We start from the raw sequence: 16,327 nt of genomic DNA on the forward strand, positions 1-16,327 counted from the left end.
CGATCACCAAGCGTACCGCTTCCTCGCGGAACTCCGGTGAGTACTTGCTTGTCCTGCCCACGTTTCCCCTCGTTTCCTTACGAGACCATTGTATTGGGTCCCTGTCCGGAAACCTCGGGGCACCTCAAAGATCAACTTCGAGAAGAGGGCCCACCCCTGGCCGAAAGTCCGGTGGGACGCGCTCGGCCACGCGCCCGGCCTGATCGGGTCCTTCGTCGCTGGCTGGTCACTGGATTGCGACGCGCTGGCCGACACAACCAGACGGACGGGCAGGGATCCGGCCGGCCACGGCCGGAGGGGCGGGGCACCCGGCCCGGACGGGCGAAGCCCGGCCCTTCGGGCCGCAGGCCCGGACGGGCGAAGCCCGGCCCTTCGGGCCGCAGGCCCGGGGCCCGAAGGGCCCCTTCAGGCCCCGACCACACGTCCCCGTTTCCTGACTGCCGCCGACCCGCCGTCACAGCGAAGCGGGTCAAGGTGGAGAGCCCTCGACAGCGCGCCAGCGCTTCGACGGCGACGACCTTGAGGCGCGCAGCGGAGACGGCCACCATCAAGCGGCAGGAAACGGGGAGAACCACCCGCACAAGACCAACACCCCCACGGGCAAACCCCACCCCACCCACCCACCCCGAGCCCCACCCACGGAGGCTCCACTCCAAGCCCATCAGGCGCATACCCGACCTGAGGCCCGCCCGCGGGGTGCGGGTCAGACCCGGTCGAGGAAGCCGCCGTCGACCACCAGGTTCTGACCGGTGACGAACGTGGCGGCCGGGCTGGCCAGGAAGGCGACGGAACGGGCCACCTCCTCCGGGTGGCCCAGACGGCCGGTGGGGATGCGCTCGCGGATGCTCTCGTAGAAGTCGCGGTCGTTGGCCTTGCGCCGCTCCCAGCCGCCGCCGGGGAACTCGATGGGTCCGGGAGAGACGCTGTTGACGCGGACTCCGTCGGGCGCCCACTCGCGGGCCAGCGAGGACGCGTGGTGGTTCAGCGCCGCCTTGACCGCCCCGTAGGAGCGGGCCCCGGCGGGCTTGGTCACGTGCAGGGCGGAGGTGGTGGAGACCAGCACCACCGAGCCGCCGTGCCCGGAGCGGAACAGGTACGGCTTCGCCGACTCGGTCAACCGCACGAACGGCATGAGGTCGGCGTCGAAGCCCCGCTGCCACTGGTCGGGGGTGGGGGCGCTGCCGCCGGAGACGTTGGAGACGAGCACGTCCAGCCCGCCGAGATCGGCCGCGGCGTCGTCCACGAAGGACGGCAGGGCGTCGTGGTCGGTGACGTCCAGGTCCCGTGCGAAGACCTTGGCTCCGGTCCCGGACAGTTCACGGGCGGCCTCCGCCAGGGGTTCGGGGGTGCGCGCGCAGATCGCCAGGTCGGCACCCTCCTCGGCGAACACCTGGGCGATGGCACGGCCGATCCCCCTGCTGGCCCCGGTCACCACGACCCGCGCGCCCGACAGTCCCAGATCCATACGTCCACCTTCCGAAAAACGGGCCCGCCGGTCCCGTACGGGACCGGCGGGCCGATGTTACCGGGGGCTCAGGCTCCGGTGGAGTGGAACCCGCCGTCGACGTGCACGACCTCGCCGGTGGTGGCCGGGAACCAGTCCGACAGCAGGGCCACGACCGCCTTGGCGGCGGGCTCGGGGTCGGTGACGTCCCAGCCCAGCGGGGCGCGCTCGGGCCAGTGCTTGGCCAGCTCCTCGAACCCGGGGATGCTGCGAGCGGCCATGGTGCTCAGCGGACCGGCCGAGACCAGGTTGACCCGGACGTCCTTCTCACCCACGTAGCGGGCCAGGTACCGGGCGGTGGAGGTCAGCGCGGACTTGGCCACGCCCATCCAGTCGTAGATGGGGTAGGAGACGCTGTTGTCGAAATCCATGGCGACCACCGAGCCGCCGTTGCCCATGAGCGGCAGCAGCGAGGTGGTGACCGACTTCAGCGAGAAGGTGGACGTGTGCATCGCCGTGGCGACGTCCTGCCACTCCGTGTTGAGGAAATTGCCGCCCAGGGCCTCCTGCGGGGTGTAGCCGATGGAGTGGACGATGCCGTCGAGCCCGTCGACGTGCTCGCCCACCCGCTCGGCCAGGCTGGCGAGGTGCTCGTCGTCGGTGACGTCCAGTTCCAGGACGGGTGGCGTCTCGGGCAGGCGCTTGGCGATGCGCTGCACCAGACCCATGCGGCCGTAGCCGGTGAGCACGACTGTCGCGCCCTGCTCCTGGGCGAGGCGGGCGACGTGGAAGGCGATGGAGGAGTCGGTGAGCACACCGGTGACGAGGATGCGCTTACCTTCGAGGATTCCCATGGTGGGGTGGTCCGTCCTGTCTGTGGCTAGGGAGTGTTCGGCACACCGGGGCCGGGGTGTGTCAGCCCTGTGGGGCCGGAGCGGGTCCGGTCGCGGCGTGTCCGGTCGGCGGAGCGCCGGTACGGTCCTCTCGGCTCAGTGGCCCATGCCCAGGCCACCGTCGACCGGGATGACGGCGCCGGTGATGTAGCCGCCTCCCGGGCCGGCGAGGAAGCCGACGGTCTTGGCGATGTCGTCGGTGGCACCGAGCCGGCCCAGCGGGACGTTCTTCTTGATCTCCGCCTGGCGGTCCTCGGGCAGGGCCGCGGTCATGTCGGTGTCGATGAAGCCGGGCGCGACGACGTTCACGGTGATGTCACGCGAACCCAGCTCGCGGGCCAGGGAACGACCGAAACCGACCAGGCCGGCCTTGGATGCGGCGTAGTTGGCCTGGCCACCGGAGCCAAGCAGGCCCACGACCGACGAGATGAGGACGATCCGGCCGGCGCGCTTGCGCATCATGCCGCGGACGGCGCGCTTGGCGACGCGGAAGGAGCCGGTGAGGTTGGTGTCCAGGACGGAGGAGAAGTCGTCCTCGCTCATGAGGGCGAGGAGCTGGTCCTTGGTGACACCGGCGTTGGCGACGAGCACCTCCACGGGACCCTGCGCCTCCTCCACCTCCTTGAATGCGGCGTCGACCTGGGCGGAGTCGGTGATGTCGCAGCGGACGCCGAACAGGCCCTCCGGGGGCTCGCCGGAACGGTAGGTGACCGCGACGTTGTCCCCGCCAGCCGCCAGTTCACGGGCGATGGCCAGGCCGATTCCTCGGTTGCCGCCGGTGACCAGTACCGAGCGCGACATAGGGGCTCCTCTTCTCTGCGGCTGCGGTGAACAGCCAGGACGTGATGTTCCAGGGGGCGGATCGCCTTGCAGAGTACCGAGCTACCCACGGGTAAACGCAACCGAGGGTACGAACGGGACCTATCGGGGCGTTCACCAGGATTCGTCCGCGACGACAGGGCCGTCGGACACGGGCTTCACACACCGTCAACGGATCCGCGTGAACCCGGTCACCCCGGCTGGCCGAGGGCGTTCCCCCGCCCGCTCTGGGGCCCGGGCCGCGCGGCGAGGGGCAGGCCGACGACCAGCCACACCGAGAACAGGACCGGGGCGGTCGCCCAGGTCGGCCACGCCGCCCCGAACAGCGCGAGTGCACCCACCAGGGCGAGGACACCGAAGGCCGCCCGTAGACCGGAGTAGGGCTCGGCACCGGCCAGCAGAGCCGCCTTCAGGTTGGCGGCCGGATCGTGCGCCCGCCAAGGGAAGGACCCGGCGAAGACCACTCCGTGCGCGCCCAGCGCGACGAACCCCGCGGCCAGGGCCGTCGCGTAACCGGCGAAGAGGGTCGGCGACCCGCTCTCCAGCGCGGCCGCGCCGACGGCGGTCCCGACCACGAACATGGCCAGGCCCGACGCGAAGCGGCTTACGCGCTCCGTCCATTCCGAGGGTGGACGCACGGCATACACATCTTCCTGGGCCCGTGTCCGGGCCCGCTTCCGGGCCCGGGGGTAGGCCCGCCCCGAGCCTATCCAGCGACCCTCCGCGCTGACCAGGCCAGCTCAGGTCCGGCCCGGACTCAGGACCGGCCCGGACTCAGGCCCAGCCCGCGTCGTGGGCGAGGATGGCCGCCTGGACCCGGTTGGACATCTCCAACTTGGCGAGGATCCGGCTGACGTGGGCCTTCACGGTGGTCTCCCGCATGTCCAGGGACCGCCCGGCCTCGGCGTTGGACTTGCCCTCGGCCACGGCGACGAGCACCTGGCGTTCGCGGTCGCTGAGCACCGAGAGCCGGCGCAGGGCGTCCTCCCGCCCAGCGGCGGAGTCGGCGGGGGCGGGCGAGGCGAAACGTTCGAGCATGCGCTTGGTGACGCTGGGTGCGAGCATGGCCTGCCCCTCGTGAACGGTACGCACGGCGGTGATCAGTTCACGCGGCGGGGTGTCCTTGAGCAGGAACCCCACCGCCCCGGCGCGCAGCGCGCTGTGCACGTACTCGTCCAGGTCGAAGGTGGTGAGCAGGACGACCCTGGGCGGCTCGGGCAGGTCGGTCAACCGGGCCGCGGCGGTCAGCCCGTCGCTCCCCGGCATGCGGATGTCCAGCAGCACGACGTCGGGGGCGAGCTCCTCGGTCAGCCGTACGGCCTCGTCGCCGTCGCCGCCCTCGCCGACCACCTCGATATCGGGGGCGGAGTCCAGGATCATCCGCAGCCCGGACCTGACCAGGAGTTCGTCATCGACCAGGAGCGTCCGGATCACGGTGGGTGCCCTCTTCCTCAGCTTCGGCGGAGTGTGGTTCGGGATCGGGGACCGCGTCCTGGTCCTTCTCCCCTATCGGCAAGATAGCGCGCAGACGCCAGCCGCCGTCCGCGCAGGCACCCGCACTGAGCTCGCCTCCGGCCAATGCGACGCGTTCGCGCAGCCCGGTCAGGCCGTAGCCGCTGCGCGGCGGGGCCGCGGACGGCCCGGTGACGGGCTCGTTGGCCACCTCCACCTCCAGCTGCTCGTCGCCCCGGTACAGGCGCACGTCCACTGCGGCACCGGTGGCGTGCTTGGCGGCGTTGGTCAGCCCCTCCTGGACGGTTCGGAACGCGGTGCGCTGAACGGCGACCGGCAGCGGCCGCGCCTCGCCCGCATCCGCACGGCGCACCACCATGCCGGCGTCGCGCCACTCCGAGATCAGTCGTTCGAGGTCGTCGAGGACCGGCTGGGGTGCGGTGGGCGCCGCCCCCGACCCGTCCTCACGCAGCACACCGAGGATGTTGCGCAGCTCGGACAGTGCCTCGCGGCCGGTGGTACGGATGAGCCCGGCCGCCTCGACCGCGCGGGGTTCGGCGGCCGAGACCTCCAAGCCGCCCGCGTGCAGGACCATGAGGCTCACCCGGTGGGCGACCACGTCGTGCATCTCGTGGGCGATGCGGGTGCGTTCGGCGATGATGGCTTGGTCGGCCTTCAAGTGCTGTTCTCGTTCGAGGCGTTCAGCCCGCTCCTTGAGGCGGTCGATCAGCTGCCGTCGGGTACCGAGCCACAGCCCTGCGACGAGCGGCATCATCAGGTAGAGCACGGACAGGATCAGGAAGTTGAAGCCCGGGGGACTGTAGAGGATTCCCATCGCCAGAAAGCTGAGCACGACCCAGACGGCGAGCCGTCTGCGGTCGCTGAAGTAGGCCGGGTACGAGTACAGGCCGACCATGAGCGGGATCGGGTTTGCGTACACGACCAGGATGAGGAGCCCCAGGAGCATGAGCCACGTGGGTCTGCTGCGGCGCCAGAGCATGGCGATCGAAGTCAGGACCGTCGGCGCCACGAAGAGCAGGAAGCCCAGCCCCAGGGCCATCTGCGCTACCCATGGGAGGCTGACGCCGCCGACGTCGTCCGGGAAGAACCTGGACAGCAGGCTGAGGCGGTTACTGGCCCCGGCCACCATCATGATCCCGTTGAAGGGGAGGGTAAAGACGGCGAAGCACCAGTCGGAGATGCGCAGCCGACGGTCCCACCACCACTGTCCGTTACGGCGCAGCAGGATCCAGAGGCCCTCCGCGTTGTTCCTCAGCCAAGTTCTCACCCGGCAGAGTCTACGGTGGCCCGCTTGGCCGGGCCCTCCGTTCGGACGACAGGCACAGGCAGCGGTCCGATCGTCGGTCAGTTCGTGTTCCCGCAGGCCACAGGGGGCTCTCCTGGTTCGTCACCGAATCCGAGGTGACGACGGACCCCTACGAAAGTAGGAGGTGCGGCCGGACGAAGGAGTCCCGAACCCGCTCCGCATCATGCCTTTGGCCGAGTCGAGGTTCAGCCCCGCGGCGGAGGCCCCGGCGGGGATCGCGGATCTAGCGTGAAGAACACGCCGAAGAGCACGGGACGTCCCGGCCTGTCGGCCCCACCCCGTTTCCGATCCCTGGAGTTGTCTGCCGTGTCCGAGTCCGCAGTGAAGCCCACGTCCCCGGTCCAAGCCCCTCCGGTAGTGGTGGCGCGGGGGCTCAGCAAGATCTACGACACCGGCGGGAACCAGGTGCACGCCTTGGCCGGGGTGGACGTCGAGTTCCACCGCGGCGCGTTCACCGCGATCATGGGCCCCTCCGGCTCTGGGAAGTCCACGCTCATGCACTGCCTGGCCGGGCTGGACGTACCCACCTCCGGCACCGTGCACCTGGGCCGCACCCAGATCACCGGCATGCGCGACGGCGACCTCACACTGCTGCGCCGGGACCGCATCGGCTTCATCTTCCAGTCCTTCAACCTGCTGCCGATGCTCACCGCCGAGCAGAACATCCTGCTGCCGTCCCAGATCGCCAAGCGCAAGGTCGACCCGGAGCGCTTCGACCACATCGTCGACGTCGTGGGGCTGCGCGACCGGCTCGGCCACCTGCCCGCCAAGCTCTCCGGAGGGCAGCAGCAGCGCGTCGCGGTGGCCCGCGCCCTGCTCAACGCACCCGAGGTCGTCTATGCCGACGAGCCCACCGGCAACCTCGACTCGCGCTCGGGCGCCGAGATCCTGGCCTTCCTCCGGGACTCGGCCAAGGACCTGCACCAGACCATCGTCATGGTCACCCACGACCCGGTCGCCGCCTCCTACGCCGACCGCGTGGTGTTCCTGCGCGACGGCCGGATGGTCGACGAGGTCGTCGACCCCACCGCCGAGGTCGTCTCCGAGCACCTGCTGAAGCTGGAGGCCTGAGTTGCTGCGCACCACACTGGCCGGACTGAGACTGCACGCCTCCCGGTACGTCACCACCACACTGGCCATCCTGCTCGGCGTCATGTTCATCTCCGGCACCATGGTCTTCGCCGACACCCTCAACGCCAGCTACGAGGAATCGGTGATGGGGGCGTCGACCAACGTCGACGCCATCGCCGTCCCCGAAGCCGAGGAGGGCGCGGAGACCGCGGACGGGTTCCCCGAAGAGCCCGACCCCTTCGACCAGGCCGTACTCGACGACGTCCGCGCCCTACCGGAGGTCGCCGAGGCCGACGGGTTGGTCCGGGGCCAGGCCGTCCTCCTGGACTCCGACGGCCGCGCCTTCGGCTTCACCCCGCCCGCCGCCGTGGCGTTCGGCGAGACCTCGCGGTTCACAGCGAGCGAGGGCACACTGCCCGCGTCCGGTGACGAGATCGCCCTGGCCACCTCCACCGCCGACCAGGTCGGCTTCGAGGTCGGCGACACCGTCACCGTGCTCGACCCCGAGCAGGACGAGCGCGACTTCACCGTCACCGGGCTGGTCAACTTCGGTGTGGACAGCACCTACAGCATGGGCGGCGCTCTGGTCTTCGACCAGGACACCGTCGGGCAGATGACCGGGGCCCACGGCTACACGGAACTCAACGCGCTGGCCGCCGATGGCGTGACCGACACCGACACCGCGGACGCGATCGCCGGCGTCACCGGGACCGAGGTCCAGACCGGCACCGAGTACGGGGAGGAGATGGCCGCGAGCGTCGGCGGCGACACGGAGGCGATGCGCATCGCCCTACTGCTCTTCGGCGTGATCGCGATGTTCGTCGCGGGGATCGTCATCTACAACACCTTCGCGATCCTCATCGCCCAGCGCCAGCGCGAACTCGCCCTGCTCCGCTGCGTGGGCGCCAAGCGCGGCCAGGTCTTCCGCTCCGTTCTCACGGAATCGTTCGTGGTCGGTCTGGTCGCCTCCGGGCTCGGCGTGCTGGCCGGTGTGGGCGTGGGCATGCTGGGAGCCCGGTTCGGCGGTCAACTGATGGGTACCGACGCCACCGCGTCCGTGGTGATCAGCCCCACCGCCGTCATCGTCGGCCTGCTGGTGGGCACGCTGATGACGGTCGCCTCCGCGCTCGTCCCGGCCACTCGGGCCACACGGGTGGCACCTCTGGCAGCCCTGCGCACCAGCGCCACGGCCGCCGGGTTGGAGAAGGGCACGGGCTGGTTGCGCGTGGTGTTCGGGCTGGCGGCCTTCGCTGTCGCCGCCGCCCTGGTCGGACTGGCCCAGATGATGAGCCCCAACCCCTCGGGCCTGTTCGCCGTGACGGGCGCCGCCCTGACCGCCTTCGTCGGCGTGGTCGTCCTCGGCCCACTGCTGGTGCGCGGCATCGTGCGACTGGTCGGGGTCCCCCTGCGCCGCGTGGGCGTGCCCAGCATGCTCGCGGTGGACAACTCCACCCGGAGTCCGCGCCGCGCCGCCACCGCCATGATCGCCCTCACCGTGGGCGCCACGCTCATCACGGGTTACTCGGTGGTCAGCGCCTCCTTCGAGTCCACCATGACCCAGACGCTGGAAGAGCAGTTCCCGGTGGACTACCAGATCACCCAGCAGTTCGAGATGGACGAGGTGGCCGCGGTCGAGGAGGAGGCCCCGGCGGACGACGCGGACGTGCAAGGCCCCGAGGACGCCCCGGCCGAGGGCGAGCCCGGCGCCGAAGGCACCGAGGGCCCCGAAGACACGGCGGGCGCGGACGGTGAAACCGCGGGACCGGACGGTCCGCCCCTGATCCCGGCCCAGGTCCGCCAGGACCTGGAGGACGCCGCCACCGTCGACCAGGTGTTCAGCGAGCGGTCGGACTCCGCGGAGGTGGACGACGCCGTGGCGGGCGGACCCGACGGAACCGTTCCGGTGACGACCTACCTCGGCGCCGAGATGGGCACTGACGTCCAGGGCGACACCGTCGAGGGCGAGCTGGCCGACCTCAGCCCCGGGGGCGTGGTCGTCTCCCAGGGCTACGCGGGCGACCTCGGTGTGGGCGACACGCTCACCTTCTCGACCCCGGACTCCGATCTGGAGCTGGAGATCGTCGCGGTCGCCGACGACATGCAGTCGATCTTCGGTGCGACGGTCGACCCCGAGGACTTCGCGACGCTGTACCCCGAGACGACCGGCGACACCAATCTCATGGTCCAAGGCGTCTCGGGTGCCGACCCTGCCGATCTGCGCACCGATGTCTACGGCGCCGTCGACGACCACCCGACCGTGCAGGTCATGTCGGTCACCGAAATGAAGAACCAGTTCTCCGAGATGATGGACATCGCCTTCTACACCATCGCGGCGATGCTGGGCCTGGCGATCGTCATCGCGGTGTTCGGCATCTCCAACACGATGGCGCTGTCCGTCCTGGAGCGCACCCGCGAGTCCGCGCTGCTGCGGGCACTGGGCCTGGCCAAGGGCCAGCTGCGCCGGATGCTCAGCATCGAGGCCGTGCTGCTGTGCCTGATCGGCGCCGGGATCGGCATCGTGCTGGGTGTGGTGTTCGGTTGGGCCGCCGCCGCGGCGGTGATGCCGGGCCTGGTGTTCAGCATCCCCACGGCACAGATCGCGGTGTTCATCGGGGTCGCGATCCTGGCCGGGCTGCTGGCCGCCGTACTCCCCGCACGCCGGGCCGCCGGGACCTCGATCACGGGGGCGCTCGCCAGCGAGTAGCCACGGATCCCAGCAACCGGGGGATCAAAACCGAACAGGGCGACGGAAAGTCGGCGCGGACCCTCTCCTACGGGCGGGGGTCCGCTCCTATGGTGTCGGTAGTCCACCGAAGGGCTTGCCCGCGGGAAGGTTACTCATGAGTGGTTCGACCTCGTTACCGGACACCGGCGGGCAGGTGGGATGGGGAACACCGGCGGCCCGGTGGATGCTGACCGCGACGGTCCTGGGTTCGGGTATGGCCTTCCTGGACTCGACCGTGGTGACGGTGGCACTGCCCGCCATTCAGGGGGACTTGGACACGGGGTTGGCCGGTCTGCAGTGGATCGTCAACGGGTACATGGTGACGCTCTCCGCGCTCATCCTGCTCAGCGGTTCACTGTCCGACCGGTTCGGCCGGGTCCGGTTGTTCATGGTCGGGGTCGCGGTCTTCGCGCTGGCCTCGGCCCTGTGCACGTTCGCACCCACATTGGAGTGGCTGGTCGCAGGGCGCGTGATCCAGGGGGTGGGCGGCGCACTGCTGACCCCGGGGAGCCTGGCCATCCTCCAGGCGGGCTTCAGGGAGGACGACCGGGCCCGGGCGATCGGCGCCTGGTCGGGGCTGACCGGTGTGGCCTCAGCGGTGGGACCGTTCGTGGGCGGCTGGCTGGTGCAGATCGGCGACTGGCGGCTGATCTTCCTCATCAACCTGCCGATCGCGGTCGTGGTACTGCTGATCGCCCGGTTCAAGGTGCCGGAGTCCCGGGACACCTCCGCCGCCCGGCGGCTGGACTACAACGGCGCCCTCTTGGGCGTGGTGGCCTTGGGCGGGATCACCTACGCCCTCATCCAGTGGGGGTCGGTGGGCGGGACCCCGGCAGTGTGGACCGGGGCCGTGGTGGGTGTACTGGCCCTGGCCGCGTTCCTGGTGGTGGAGTCGCGCAGCCGGGCGCCCATGCTGCCGCTGGGGATCTTCCGGTCGCTGCCGTTCAGCATGACCAACGCCGCCACCGTCATGATCTACGGTTCGCTGGGTCCGCTGCTGTTCCTCCTGGTGATCTACCTCCAGGAGGTCTCGGGGTACTCGCCGATCGCAGCGGGGGCCGCCTCCCTCCCGATCACCATCCTTATGCTGCTGCTGTCGGCCCGTTCGGGAAAGCTCGCCGCCCGGATCGGTCCCAGACTCCAGCTGGTGGTCGGGCCCCTCCTGCTCGCCGCCGGCTTCCTGCTGCTCGCACGGCTGGACCAAGAGGCCCCGTACCTGACGGGGGTGCTGCCCGGGGTCGTGTTGGTGGCGCTGGGCCTGTCCACCACCGTCGCCCCGCTGACGGCGACCGTCCTGGCCTCGGCCCCGGAAAGGCACGCGGGGCTGGCGTCGGGGGTGAACAACACGTTCGCGCGGGGCGCGCAGCTGATCGGTGTGGCCGCGGTGCCGGTGCTGGCCGGGATCGGCGGCTCCGGCGGTGAGGGCACGGGGGCACACGGCGACGCCTCAGCGATCGCGGCCGGGTTCGGCACGGCGATGCTGATCCTGGCCGGTCTGTGCGTACTGGCCTCGGTGTGCGCGCTGGCGCTGCCGCGCGGCCGGATGCCCGAGACCGACACGGCCACCGGTCAGAGCTCCGGTTCCGAGAGGGCAGGCGCCGCCGAACCGCACGCTGAGGAAGGGCCCACGCGGTTCTGCGGCGTGTCCGGGCCGCCCATGCGCGCATGCCCGGGATCGACCGCGGGGAACACCGGGGGCGGGCCGACGCGGCGCTGAGGTCCCGTCCGGTCAGTCCTGGCCTTCCGGGGGCCGGTCGTTGACGGCGTCGGGGTCGGGTACCACGCTCAGCGCTTCCTCTTCGGCGCTGCGTTCACCGCCCCAGCGCTGGCGCGGCACGACGCCCAAGCGCTCGGCGCGCACCCCGTCGTTGATCCCCAGCCACCCCCGGCTGTCGTCGTCCTCGAAGTTGTAGACGAGGATGTTGAAGTCAGGGTCGATGACCCTCTCGCGTTGGGCGATCTCGCTCGCCTGGGGGTCGTCACCCAGGTCGAAGTCCACCTCGTAGGGCTGTTCGGTCACTGTGTCCGCCTCCTTGCCCGTGGTCTTCCCCGCTGTGACCTCGATGATCGCAAATCCTCGTGCACTTGTGAAGGAATCGGAGGGCGGACAGCCAGCAGGGCCCCGAGGCGAAAACGTCCCCTGGGCCCTGCCGGGTTCAGGTGTCTTCGGGCTCGTCCACCTCGCGGATCGCCGCTTCCTCAGCAGCGGGGTCGTTGATGCCGAAGTCCTCGCGCGGAATGACGTCGTCGCGCTCCTCACGGACCTCCTGGTCGATGCCGCGCCCGGTCGCGGCGCCCTCATCCTCGAAGGTGTAGCCGTAGACGCCCACTCCCGGGTTCTGGCGGCTCTCGGCCTCGGCGATCTCGCTCTCCTGGGGGTCTTCCCCCATGTCGGAGTCGACGTCGTAGGGCTGTTCGGACATGCTCTCGCCCCCATAGCTCGCATTAACCCAGATGATCGCAGGTCAGGGCGTTCACACGAAAGAGGACACGGCCACGGTCAGCGGCGGGTGTTCTCCGCACGGCGCAACCTCAGGGGACGCAGGACCGCCTCGAGGGCGACGGCACCGTCGAGCTTGCTCTCGCCGACTACCCGGTCCTCGAAGTGGATGGGAATCTCCATGATCTTCTGACCGCGGCGGAAGGCCCGGTAGTGCATCTCCACTTGGAACGCGTAACCGGTGCTCTCGATGCTGGGCAGGTCCAGCACCGCCAGGGCCGAGGCCCGCCAGAGCTTGAACCCCGCGGTGACGTCCTGGACGGGAATGGCCAGGACGGTCTTGACGTAGGTGTTGGCCCAGCCGCTCAGCAGGCGGCGGCGCAGCCCCCACGCCTCAGAGAGGCTGCCGCCCGGCACGTAGCGGCTCCCGATGACCACCCCGGCGCCGGTCGAGTGCAGGGTGCCCAGGAGCTGGGGGACGTAGCCCGCCGGATGGCTGAGGTCGGCGTCCATCTGCACCACGTAGTCGGCGCCGTCGGCCAGGGCGCGCGTCATGCCTTCCACGTAGGCGCGGCCGAGGCCGTCCTTGCGCGTGCGGTGCACCACCGTCAGCCGGTCGTTGCCGGCCCCGGTTGCGCCGAGGTCCACGGCGAGCTTGTCCGCGACCTCGCCGGTGCCGTCGGGCGAGTTGTCGTCCACCACCACGACGCGCAGTTCGGGCAGGTCGAGCGCCATGAGCTGGGACACCAGGACCGGCAGGTTGTCGGCCTCGTTGAAGGTGGGGACGACCACGGTGATCCGCGAACTCCGCCAGGGCTCGGGGAGCGCCACCGGCTGGGGGGTGACCCGCACCGGCGCGGACGGGTCGTGCTCCGGATGCGTCGGTTGGGAGGGCATGCGCGGCGGCTCCTGAGGGGTGGGCGGTGGGTGCTGGCTGGACGGGGGGCGTCCAGGATCACGCATACTGCGCTCACCGCACAATACGCGTAAACGGTAAGGTACGCCCCTTTCACCGCCGAAGGCGGTGAACACCCGGGGTCACTGTCCCCGTTCGCCGTCCACCACGGCGACGTGGACGAGGGCGCCGGTCTCCTCCAAGGTCAGAAGCACTTCCGGGTCCGCGCTGCTGTCGGTGACCAGGTGCGCGATCTCCTCCGGGGCGACGGTGGGCACCATGGTGTCGGCGCCCACCTTGGTGTGGTCGGCCAGGACGATGGTCTCCTCCGCGCAGGCGGACAGCGCCCGGTCGACGCTGGCGACGGCGGGGTTGGGGGTGCTCAGGCCCCGGTCGGCGCTGACGCCGTTGCCGGAGAGGAAGGCCCGGTTGACCCGCAGACCCGTCAGCGAGGCCTCAGCGCTGACCCCGACGAGGGCTCTCATGGGTGCGTGTACAGTGCCGCCGGTCATGACGACCTCGACCCCGGCGGCCCCGGCGAGGATGTCGGCCACCCGCAGGGAGTTGGTGACGACCGTGAGGTCGCCGTGGCCCAGCAGGGCGCGGGCGAGGGCCTCTGCGGTACTCCCCGGGCCGATGGTGATGGCGTCTCCAGGGCGGACCAGGCGGGCCGCGATGGCGGCGATGGCGGCCTTCTCCGCCGCGCACTGCCCGCTCTTGCCCGTGTAGCTCTGCTCGTGGACGATCCGCCCGGGCAGCGCTGCACCTCCCCTGCGCCGGTCGAGCAGGCCCTCGGCCTCCATGGCGCGCACATCACGGCGGACCGTGACCTCCGAAGCGCGGACCTTCGCGGCGATGTCCCGCAGGGACATGCTGCCGTTGGCCCGCACCAGTTCCAGGATGCGCTCCCGGCGTTCGGCTGCGAAGGCCGGGCGGCTCTCCTCGACCATGGCAGGGGACCCACTTTCCGTGCTCTCGTCTTGTGCACGGCAGGGGTACCGCGCCGGATCAGGGTACGGGCCGGTCCTCCCGGGCCTGTGCCCCGGCCTCGGGCTTCTCCGTCAGGAGCGTTACCAGGATGACCGCGGTGAGGGCCACGAGTCCGATGAGCGACGCGGCCCCGAACAACATGACGACAGACATCTGAGCCTCCAAGGGGGCGGGCTGACCTGCCACTTACCGGATGCCCCGTTTCCCTCCCGCTCACACCACCGATCCGCCGGAAGATCAGCCACAATGGAGGCATGACCCTCAGCTCCGCGCCACTTGAGTCCACGGTGTGGTGGGCCCACACCTCCACCGCGAGCGAACGTCTGCTGCGTCTGCTGGACAGCGAGGAACTCGCCCGCCAGTCCCGATTCCGACTCCAGGCCGACCGCGACCGCCACCTGCTGGGCCGTTCACTGGCCCGTCTGGCGCTGGCCGAACGCGCGGGCTGCGCTCCCGAGAAGGTCACCTTCGACCTGCACTGCCTGTCCTGTGACGAGAAGTCCCGGACCGGTGCCAGCGGGGGCGACGACACACCCCACGGCAAGCCGGTGCCCTCCGGTGCGGCCAAGGGGTGGGAGATCTCCGTCAGCCACTCGGGTGAGTGGGTGGTCCTGGCCCTGTCCTCGGGCGCGCCGGTCGGGGTGGACGTCGAACGGGTCTCGGACACACGTGACCTGGCGGGGCTGGCCGGGTACACGCTGGCCGACACCGAGCAAGAGGCCTGGCGGGAGCTGTCCGACGAAGGTCAGATCGGCGCATTCTTCGGTTACTGGGCCCGCAAGGAGGCCCTGCTCAAGGCGACCGGCCTGGGCCTGTCCGGCGGGCTGCGCCGGGTGGCCGTTACCCCGCCGCACGCCGAGCCGCGGCTGGTGTCCTGGGAGGGCGGCGGCGCACCCGGGTCCACCTGGTTGTCGGACCTGGAGCGCGGGCCCGACTACCGGTCCGCGCTGGCCGTGCTGACGGACCGCCCCGTGGAGCTGGCGGTGCACCCCCCTGAGCGCACCGCCGACCTCCTGCGCTCCTGACCCCGGCGCGGTTCGCGCAGTACTAGGCGGTGGCCAGGTGGCGGCTGATCACCATGCGCTGTACCTGGTTGGTTCCCTCGACGATCTGCAGGACCTTGGCCTCGCGCATGTAGCGCTCGACGGGGAAGTCACGGGTGTACCCGTAGCCGCCGAAGACCTGGACCGCGTCGGTGGTGGCCTTCATGGCCGTGTCGGTGGCCATGAGCTTGGCCATGGCGGCCTGCTTGCCGAACGGGAGTCCGGCGTCGCGTCGGCGCGCGGCCGCCAGGTACAGCTCGCGGGAGGCGGCGACCTGCGTGGCCATGTCGGCGAGCATGAAGCCCACCCCCTGGAAGTCACCGATGGCGGTGCCGAACTGGCGGCGTTCGCGGGAATAGGCGACCGCGGCGTCCAAAGCGGCCTGGGCCAGTCCCACCGCGCACGCGGCGATGCCCAGGCGACCGGAGTCCAGGGCGGACAGGGCGATCCCGAAGCCCCGGCCCTCCTCCCCCACGAGCGCGTCCGCGCCCAGTTCGACGTCCTCGAAGAGCACACCGGCCGTGGGCGAGGAGCACATGCCCATCTTGCGTTCCGGGGCCGCCGAGCCGAGGCCGGGGGTGTCCGCCGGGACGTGGAAGCAGCTGATGCCCCGCGCGCCCGAGTCTGCGTCGCCGGTGCGGGCGAAGAGCGCATAGTAGTCGGCCCGCCCCCCGTGAGTGATCCACGCCTTGGCGCCGTTGACGCGGTATACGCCGTCAGTGCTCTCGGCACGGGTGGTGAGGGCTGCGGCGTCGGAGCCGGAGGCGGTCTCGGACAGGCAGTAGGCACCAAGGAGGTCACCGCCGACCATCGCGGGCAGGTGCGCCGCGCGCTGCTCGTCGGTGCCGAAGGCGGCCAGCGGGTAGCAGGAGAGCGTGTGGACGCTGACGCCCAGTCCGACCGCGAGCCAGCCGCGGGCGAGCTCCTCCACCACCTGGAGGTAGACCTCGTAGGGCTGTTCGCCACCGCCGTACTCGGCGGGGTAGGGAAGGCCGAGCAGCCCGGCCCCGCCCAGGGTGGCGAAGACGTCGCGGGGGAAGACGGAGTTCTCCTCGTCCGCAGCGGCGCGCGGGGCGATCTCCTTGTCCACGATCTCCCGGGTCAGCTCCATGAGCTGCTCAGCCTCGGTTGTGTGCAGCGTGCGTTCGACCGCCATGACCTCTCCCCACGGATTTAGTAGGTCGTCCAACTATATGGTGACCGACGGCACTGTATCCCACCACCCCGC

16 protein-coding genes are annotated in these 16,327 nt (G+C 70.7%); 4 read left to right on the forward strand and 12 right to left on the reverse strand.

Features of this window, described 5'->3' with window-relative positions; translation table 11 throughout:
- Positions 1 to 703: 703 nt before the first annotated feature.
- The 6 genes from ACYVDG_RS29200 to ACYVDG_RS29225 form a co-directional block, all read right to left on the reverse strand.
- Positions 704 to 1,465 carry an SDR family NAD(P)-dependent oxidoreductase gene (locus tag ACYVDG_RS29200; RefSeq protein WP_460761573.1) on the reverse strand — a complete coding sequence of 254 codons (762 nt, stop codon included), beginning with the start codon at positions 1,463 to 1,465 and terminating at the stop codon, positions 704 to 706.
- Positions 1,466 to 1,533: 68 nt separating this feature from the next.
- Positions 1,534 to 2,298 carry an enoyl-ACP reductase FabI gene (gene fabI, locus ACYVDG_RS29205; RefSeq protein WP_460761578.1) on the reverse strand — a complete coding sequence of 255 codons (765 nt, stop codon included), beginning with the start codon at positions 2,296 to 2,298 and terminating at the stop codon, positions 1,534 to 1,536.
- Positions 2,299 to 2,433: 135 nt separating this feature from the next.
- Positions 2,434 to 3,138, reverse strand: coding sequence for a 3-oxoacyl-ACP reductase FabG (gene fabG / locus ACYVDG_RS29210; protein WP_460761583.1), 705 nt, complete (start codon positions 3,136 to 3,138; stop codon positions 2,434 to 2,436).
- A 209-nt stretch (positions 3,139 to 3,347) separates the two neighbouring features.
- Complete coding sequence (locus ACYVDG_RS29215; protein ID WP_460761590.1) at positions 3,348 to 3,794, reverse strand: hypothetical protein; 447 nt, start codon at positions 3,792 to 3,794, stop codon at positions 3,348 to 3,350.
- 136 nt (positions 3,795 to 3,930) lie between these two features.
- Positions 3,931 to 4,590 carry a response regulator gene (locus ACYVDG_RS29220; RefSeq protein ID WP_460761593.1) on the reverse strand — a complete coding sequence of 220 codons (660 nt, stop codon included), beginning with the start codon at positions 4,588 to 4,590 and terminating at the stop codon, positions 3,931 to 3,933.
- Positions 4,565 to 5,896, reverse strand: a complete 1,332-nt coding sequence (locus tag ACYVDG_RS29225; RefSeq protein ID WP_460761597.1) for a sensor histidine kinase — start codon at positions 5,894 to 5,896, stop codon at positions 4,565 to 4,567. Before ACYVDG_RS29225 ends, ACYVDG_RS29220 begins: the two co-directional genes overlap by 26 nt.
- Before the next feature lie 345 nt (positions 5,897 to 6,241).
- Here ACYVDG_RS29225 and ACYVDG_RS29230 point away from each other — a divergent pair, with 345 nt between their 5' ends.
- From ACYVDG_RS29230 to ACYVDG_RS29240, 3 genes are all read left to right on the forward strand, one after another.
- Positions 6,242 to 7,006 carry an ABC transporter ATP-binding protein gene (locus ACYVDG_RS29230; RefSeq protein WP_460761602.1) on the forward strand — a complete coding sequence of 255 codons (765 nt, stop codon included), beginning with the start codon at positions 6,242 to 6,244 and terminating at the stop codon, positions 7,004 to 7,006.
- 1 nt (position 7,007) lies between these two features.
- The gene (locus tag ACYVDG_RS29235; protein WP_460761607.1) at positions 7,008 to 9,710 is read left to right on the forward strand and encodes an ABC transporter permease; all 2,703 of its coding nucleotides are present in this window, start codon (positions 7,008 to 7,010) and stop codon (positions 9,708 to 9,710) included.
- Positions 9,711 to 9,846: 136 nt separating this feature from the next.
- On the forward strand, positions 9,847 to 11,448 hold the full coding sequence (locus ACYVDG_RS29240; protein ID WP_460761613.1) for an MFS transporter: 1,602 nt from the start codon (positions 9,847 to 9,849) through the stop codon (positions 11,446 to 11,448).
- A 12-nt stretch (positions 11,449 to 11,460) separates the two neighbouring features.
- Here the strand turns inward: ACYVDG_RS29240 and ACYVDG_RS29245 are convergent, their stop codons facing one another.
- The 5 genes from ACYVDG_RS29245 to ACYVDG_RS29265 all read right to left on the reverse strand — a co-directional run bounded on the left by ACYVDG_RS29245 (position 11,461) and on the right by ACYVDG_RS29265 (position 14,209).
- The gene (locus ACYVDG_RS29245; protein ID WP_460761617.1) at positions 11,461 to 11,751 is read right to left on the reverse strand and encodes a hypothetical protein; all 291 of its coding nucleotides are present in this window, start codon (positions 11,749 to 11,751) and stop codon (positions 11,461 to 11,463) included.
- A gap of 136 nt (positions 11,752 to 11,887) precedes the next feature.
- Positions 11,888 to 12,154, reverse strand: a complete 267-nt coding sequence (locus ACYVDG_RS29250) for a hypothetical protein (RefSeq protein WP_460761621.1) — start codon at positions 12,152 to 12,154, stop codon at positions 11,888 to 11,890.
- A gap of 77 nt (positions 12,155 to 12,231) precedes the next feature.
- Entirely contained in the window at positions 12,232 to 13,068 is an 837-nt protein-coding gene (locus ACYVDG_RS29255; protein ID WP_460761626.1) for a polyprenol monophosphomannose synthase, read from the reverse strand.
- 141 nt (positions 13,069 to 13,209) lie between these two features.
- Entirely contained in the window at positions 13,210 to 14,016 is an 807-nt protein-coding gene (locus ACYVDG_RS29260; protein ID WP_460761629.1) for a DeoR/GlpR family DNA-binding transcription regulator, read from the reverse strand.
- Between the two features lie 58 nt (positions 14,017 to 14,074).
- Positions 14,075 to 14,209 carry a hypothetical protein gene (locus tag ACYVDG_RS29265; RefSeq protein WP_460761634.1) on the reverse strand — a complete coding sequence of 45 codons (135 nt, stop codon included), beginning with the start codon at positions 14,207 to 14,209 and terminating at the stop codon, positions 14,075 to 14,077.
- A gap of 101 nt (positions 14,210 to 14,310) precedes the next feature.
- Between ACYVDG_RS29265 and ACYVDG_RS29270 the strand changes: the two genes are divergently transcribed.
- Entirely contained in the window at positions 14,311 to 15,081 is a 771-nt protein-coding gene (locus ACYVDG_RS29270; protein ID WP_460761637.1) for a 4'-phosphopantetheinyl transferase family protein, read from the forward strand.
- A gap of 22 nt (positions 15,082 to 15,103) precedes the next feature.
- On the opposite strand, the gene ACYVDG_RS29275 is transcribed toward ACYVDG_RS29270, so the two are convergent.
- Positions 15,104 to 16,255, reverse strand: coding sequence for an acyl-CoA dehydrogenase family protein (locus tag ACYVDG_RS29275; protein ID WP_460761640.1), 1,152 nt, complete (start codon positions 16,253 to 16,255; stop codon positions 15,104 to 15,106).
- Between the last annotated feature and the right edge of the window lie 72 nt (positions 16,256 to 16,327).

It is taken from the genome of Nocardiopsis oceani (assembly GCF_054777395.1).

Coding starts and splice junctions, on each gene's coding strand:
- ACYVDG_RS29255 (WP_460761626.1), bottom strand. CDS start 13,068: ATGCCCTCCCAACCGACGCATCCGGAGCACGACCCGTCCGCGCCGGTG.
- ACYVDG_RS29265 (WP_460761634.1), bottom strand. CDS start 14,209: ATGTCTGTCGTCATGTTGTTCGGGGCCGCGTCGCTCATCGGACTCGTG.
- ACYVDG_RS29270 (WP_460761637.1), top strand. CDS start 14,311: ATGACCCTCAGCTCCGCGCCACTTGAGTCCACGGTGTGGTGGGCCCAC.
- ACYVDG_RS29260 (WP_460761629.1), bottom strand. CDS start 14,016: ATGGTCGAGGAGAGCCGCCCGGCCTTCGCAGCCGAACGCCGGGAGCGC.
- fabI (WP_460761578.1), bottom strand. CDS start 2,298: ATGGGAATCCTCGAAGGTAAGCGCATCCTCGTCACCGGTGTGCTCACC.
- ACYVDG_RS29240 (WP_460761613.1), top strand. CDS start 9,847: ATGAGTGGTTCGACCTCGTTACCGGACACCGGCGGGCAGGTGGGATGG.
- ACYVDG_RS29275 (WP_460761640.1), bottom strand. CDS start 16,255: ATGGCGGTCGAACGCACGCTGCACACAACCGAGGCTGAGCAGCTCATG.
- ACYVDG_RS29200 (WP_460761573.1), bottom strand. CDS start 1,465: ATGGATCTGGGACTGTCGGGCGCGCGGGTCGTGGTGACCGGGGCCAGC.
- ACYVDG_RS29250 (WP_460761621.1), bottom strand. CDS start 12,154: ATGTCCGAACAGCCCTACGACGTCGACTCCGACATGGGGGAAGACCCC.
- fabG (WP_460761583.1), bottom strand. CDS start 3,138: ATGTCGCGCTCGGTACTGGTCACCGGCGGCAACCGAGGAATCGGCCTG.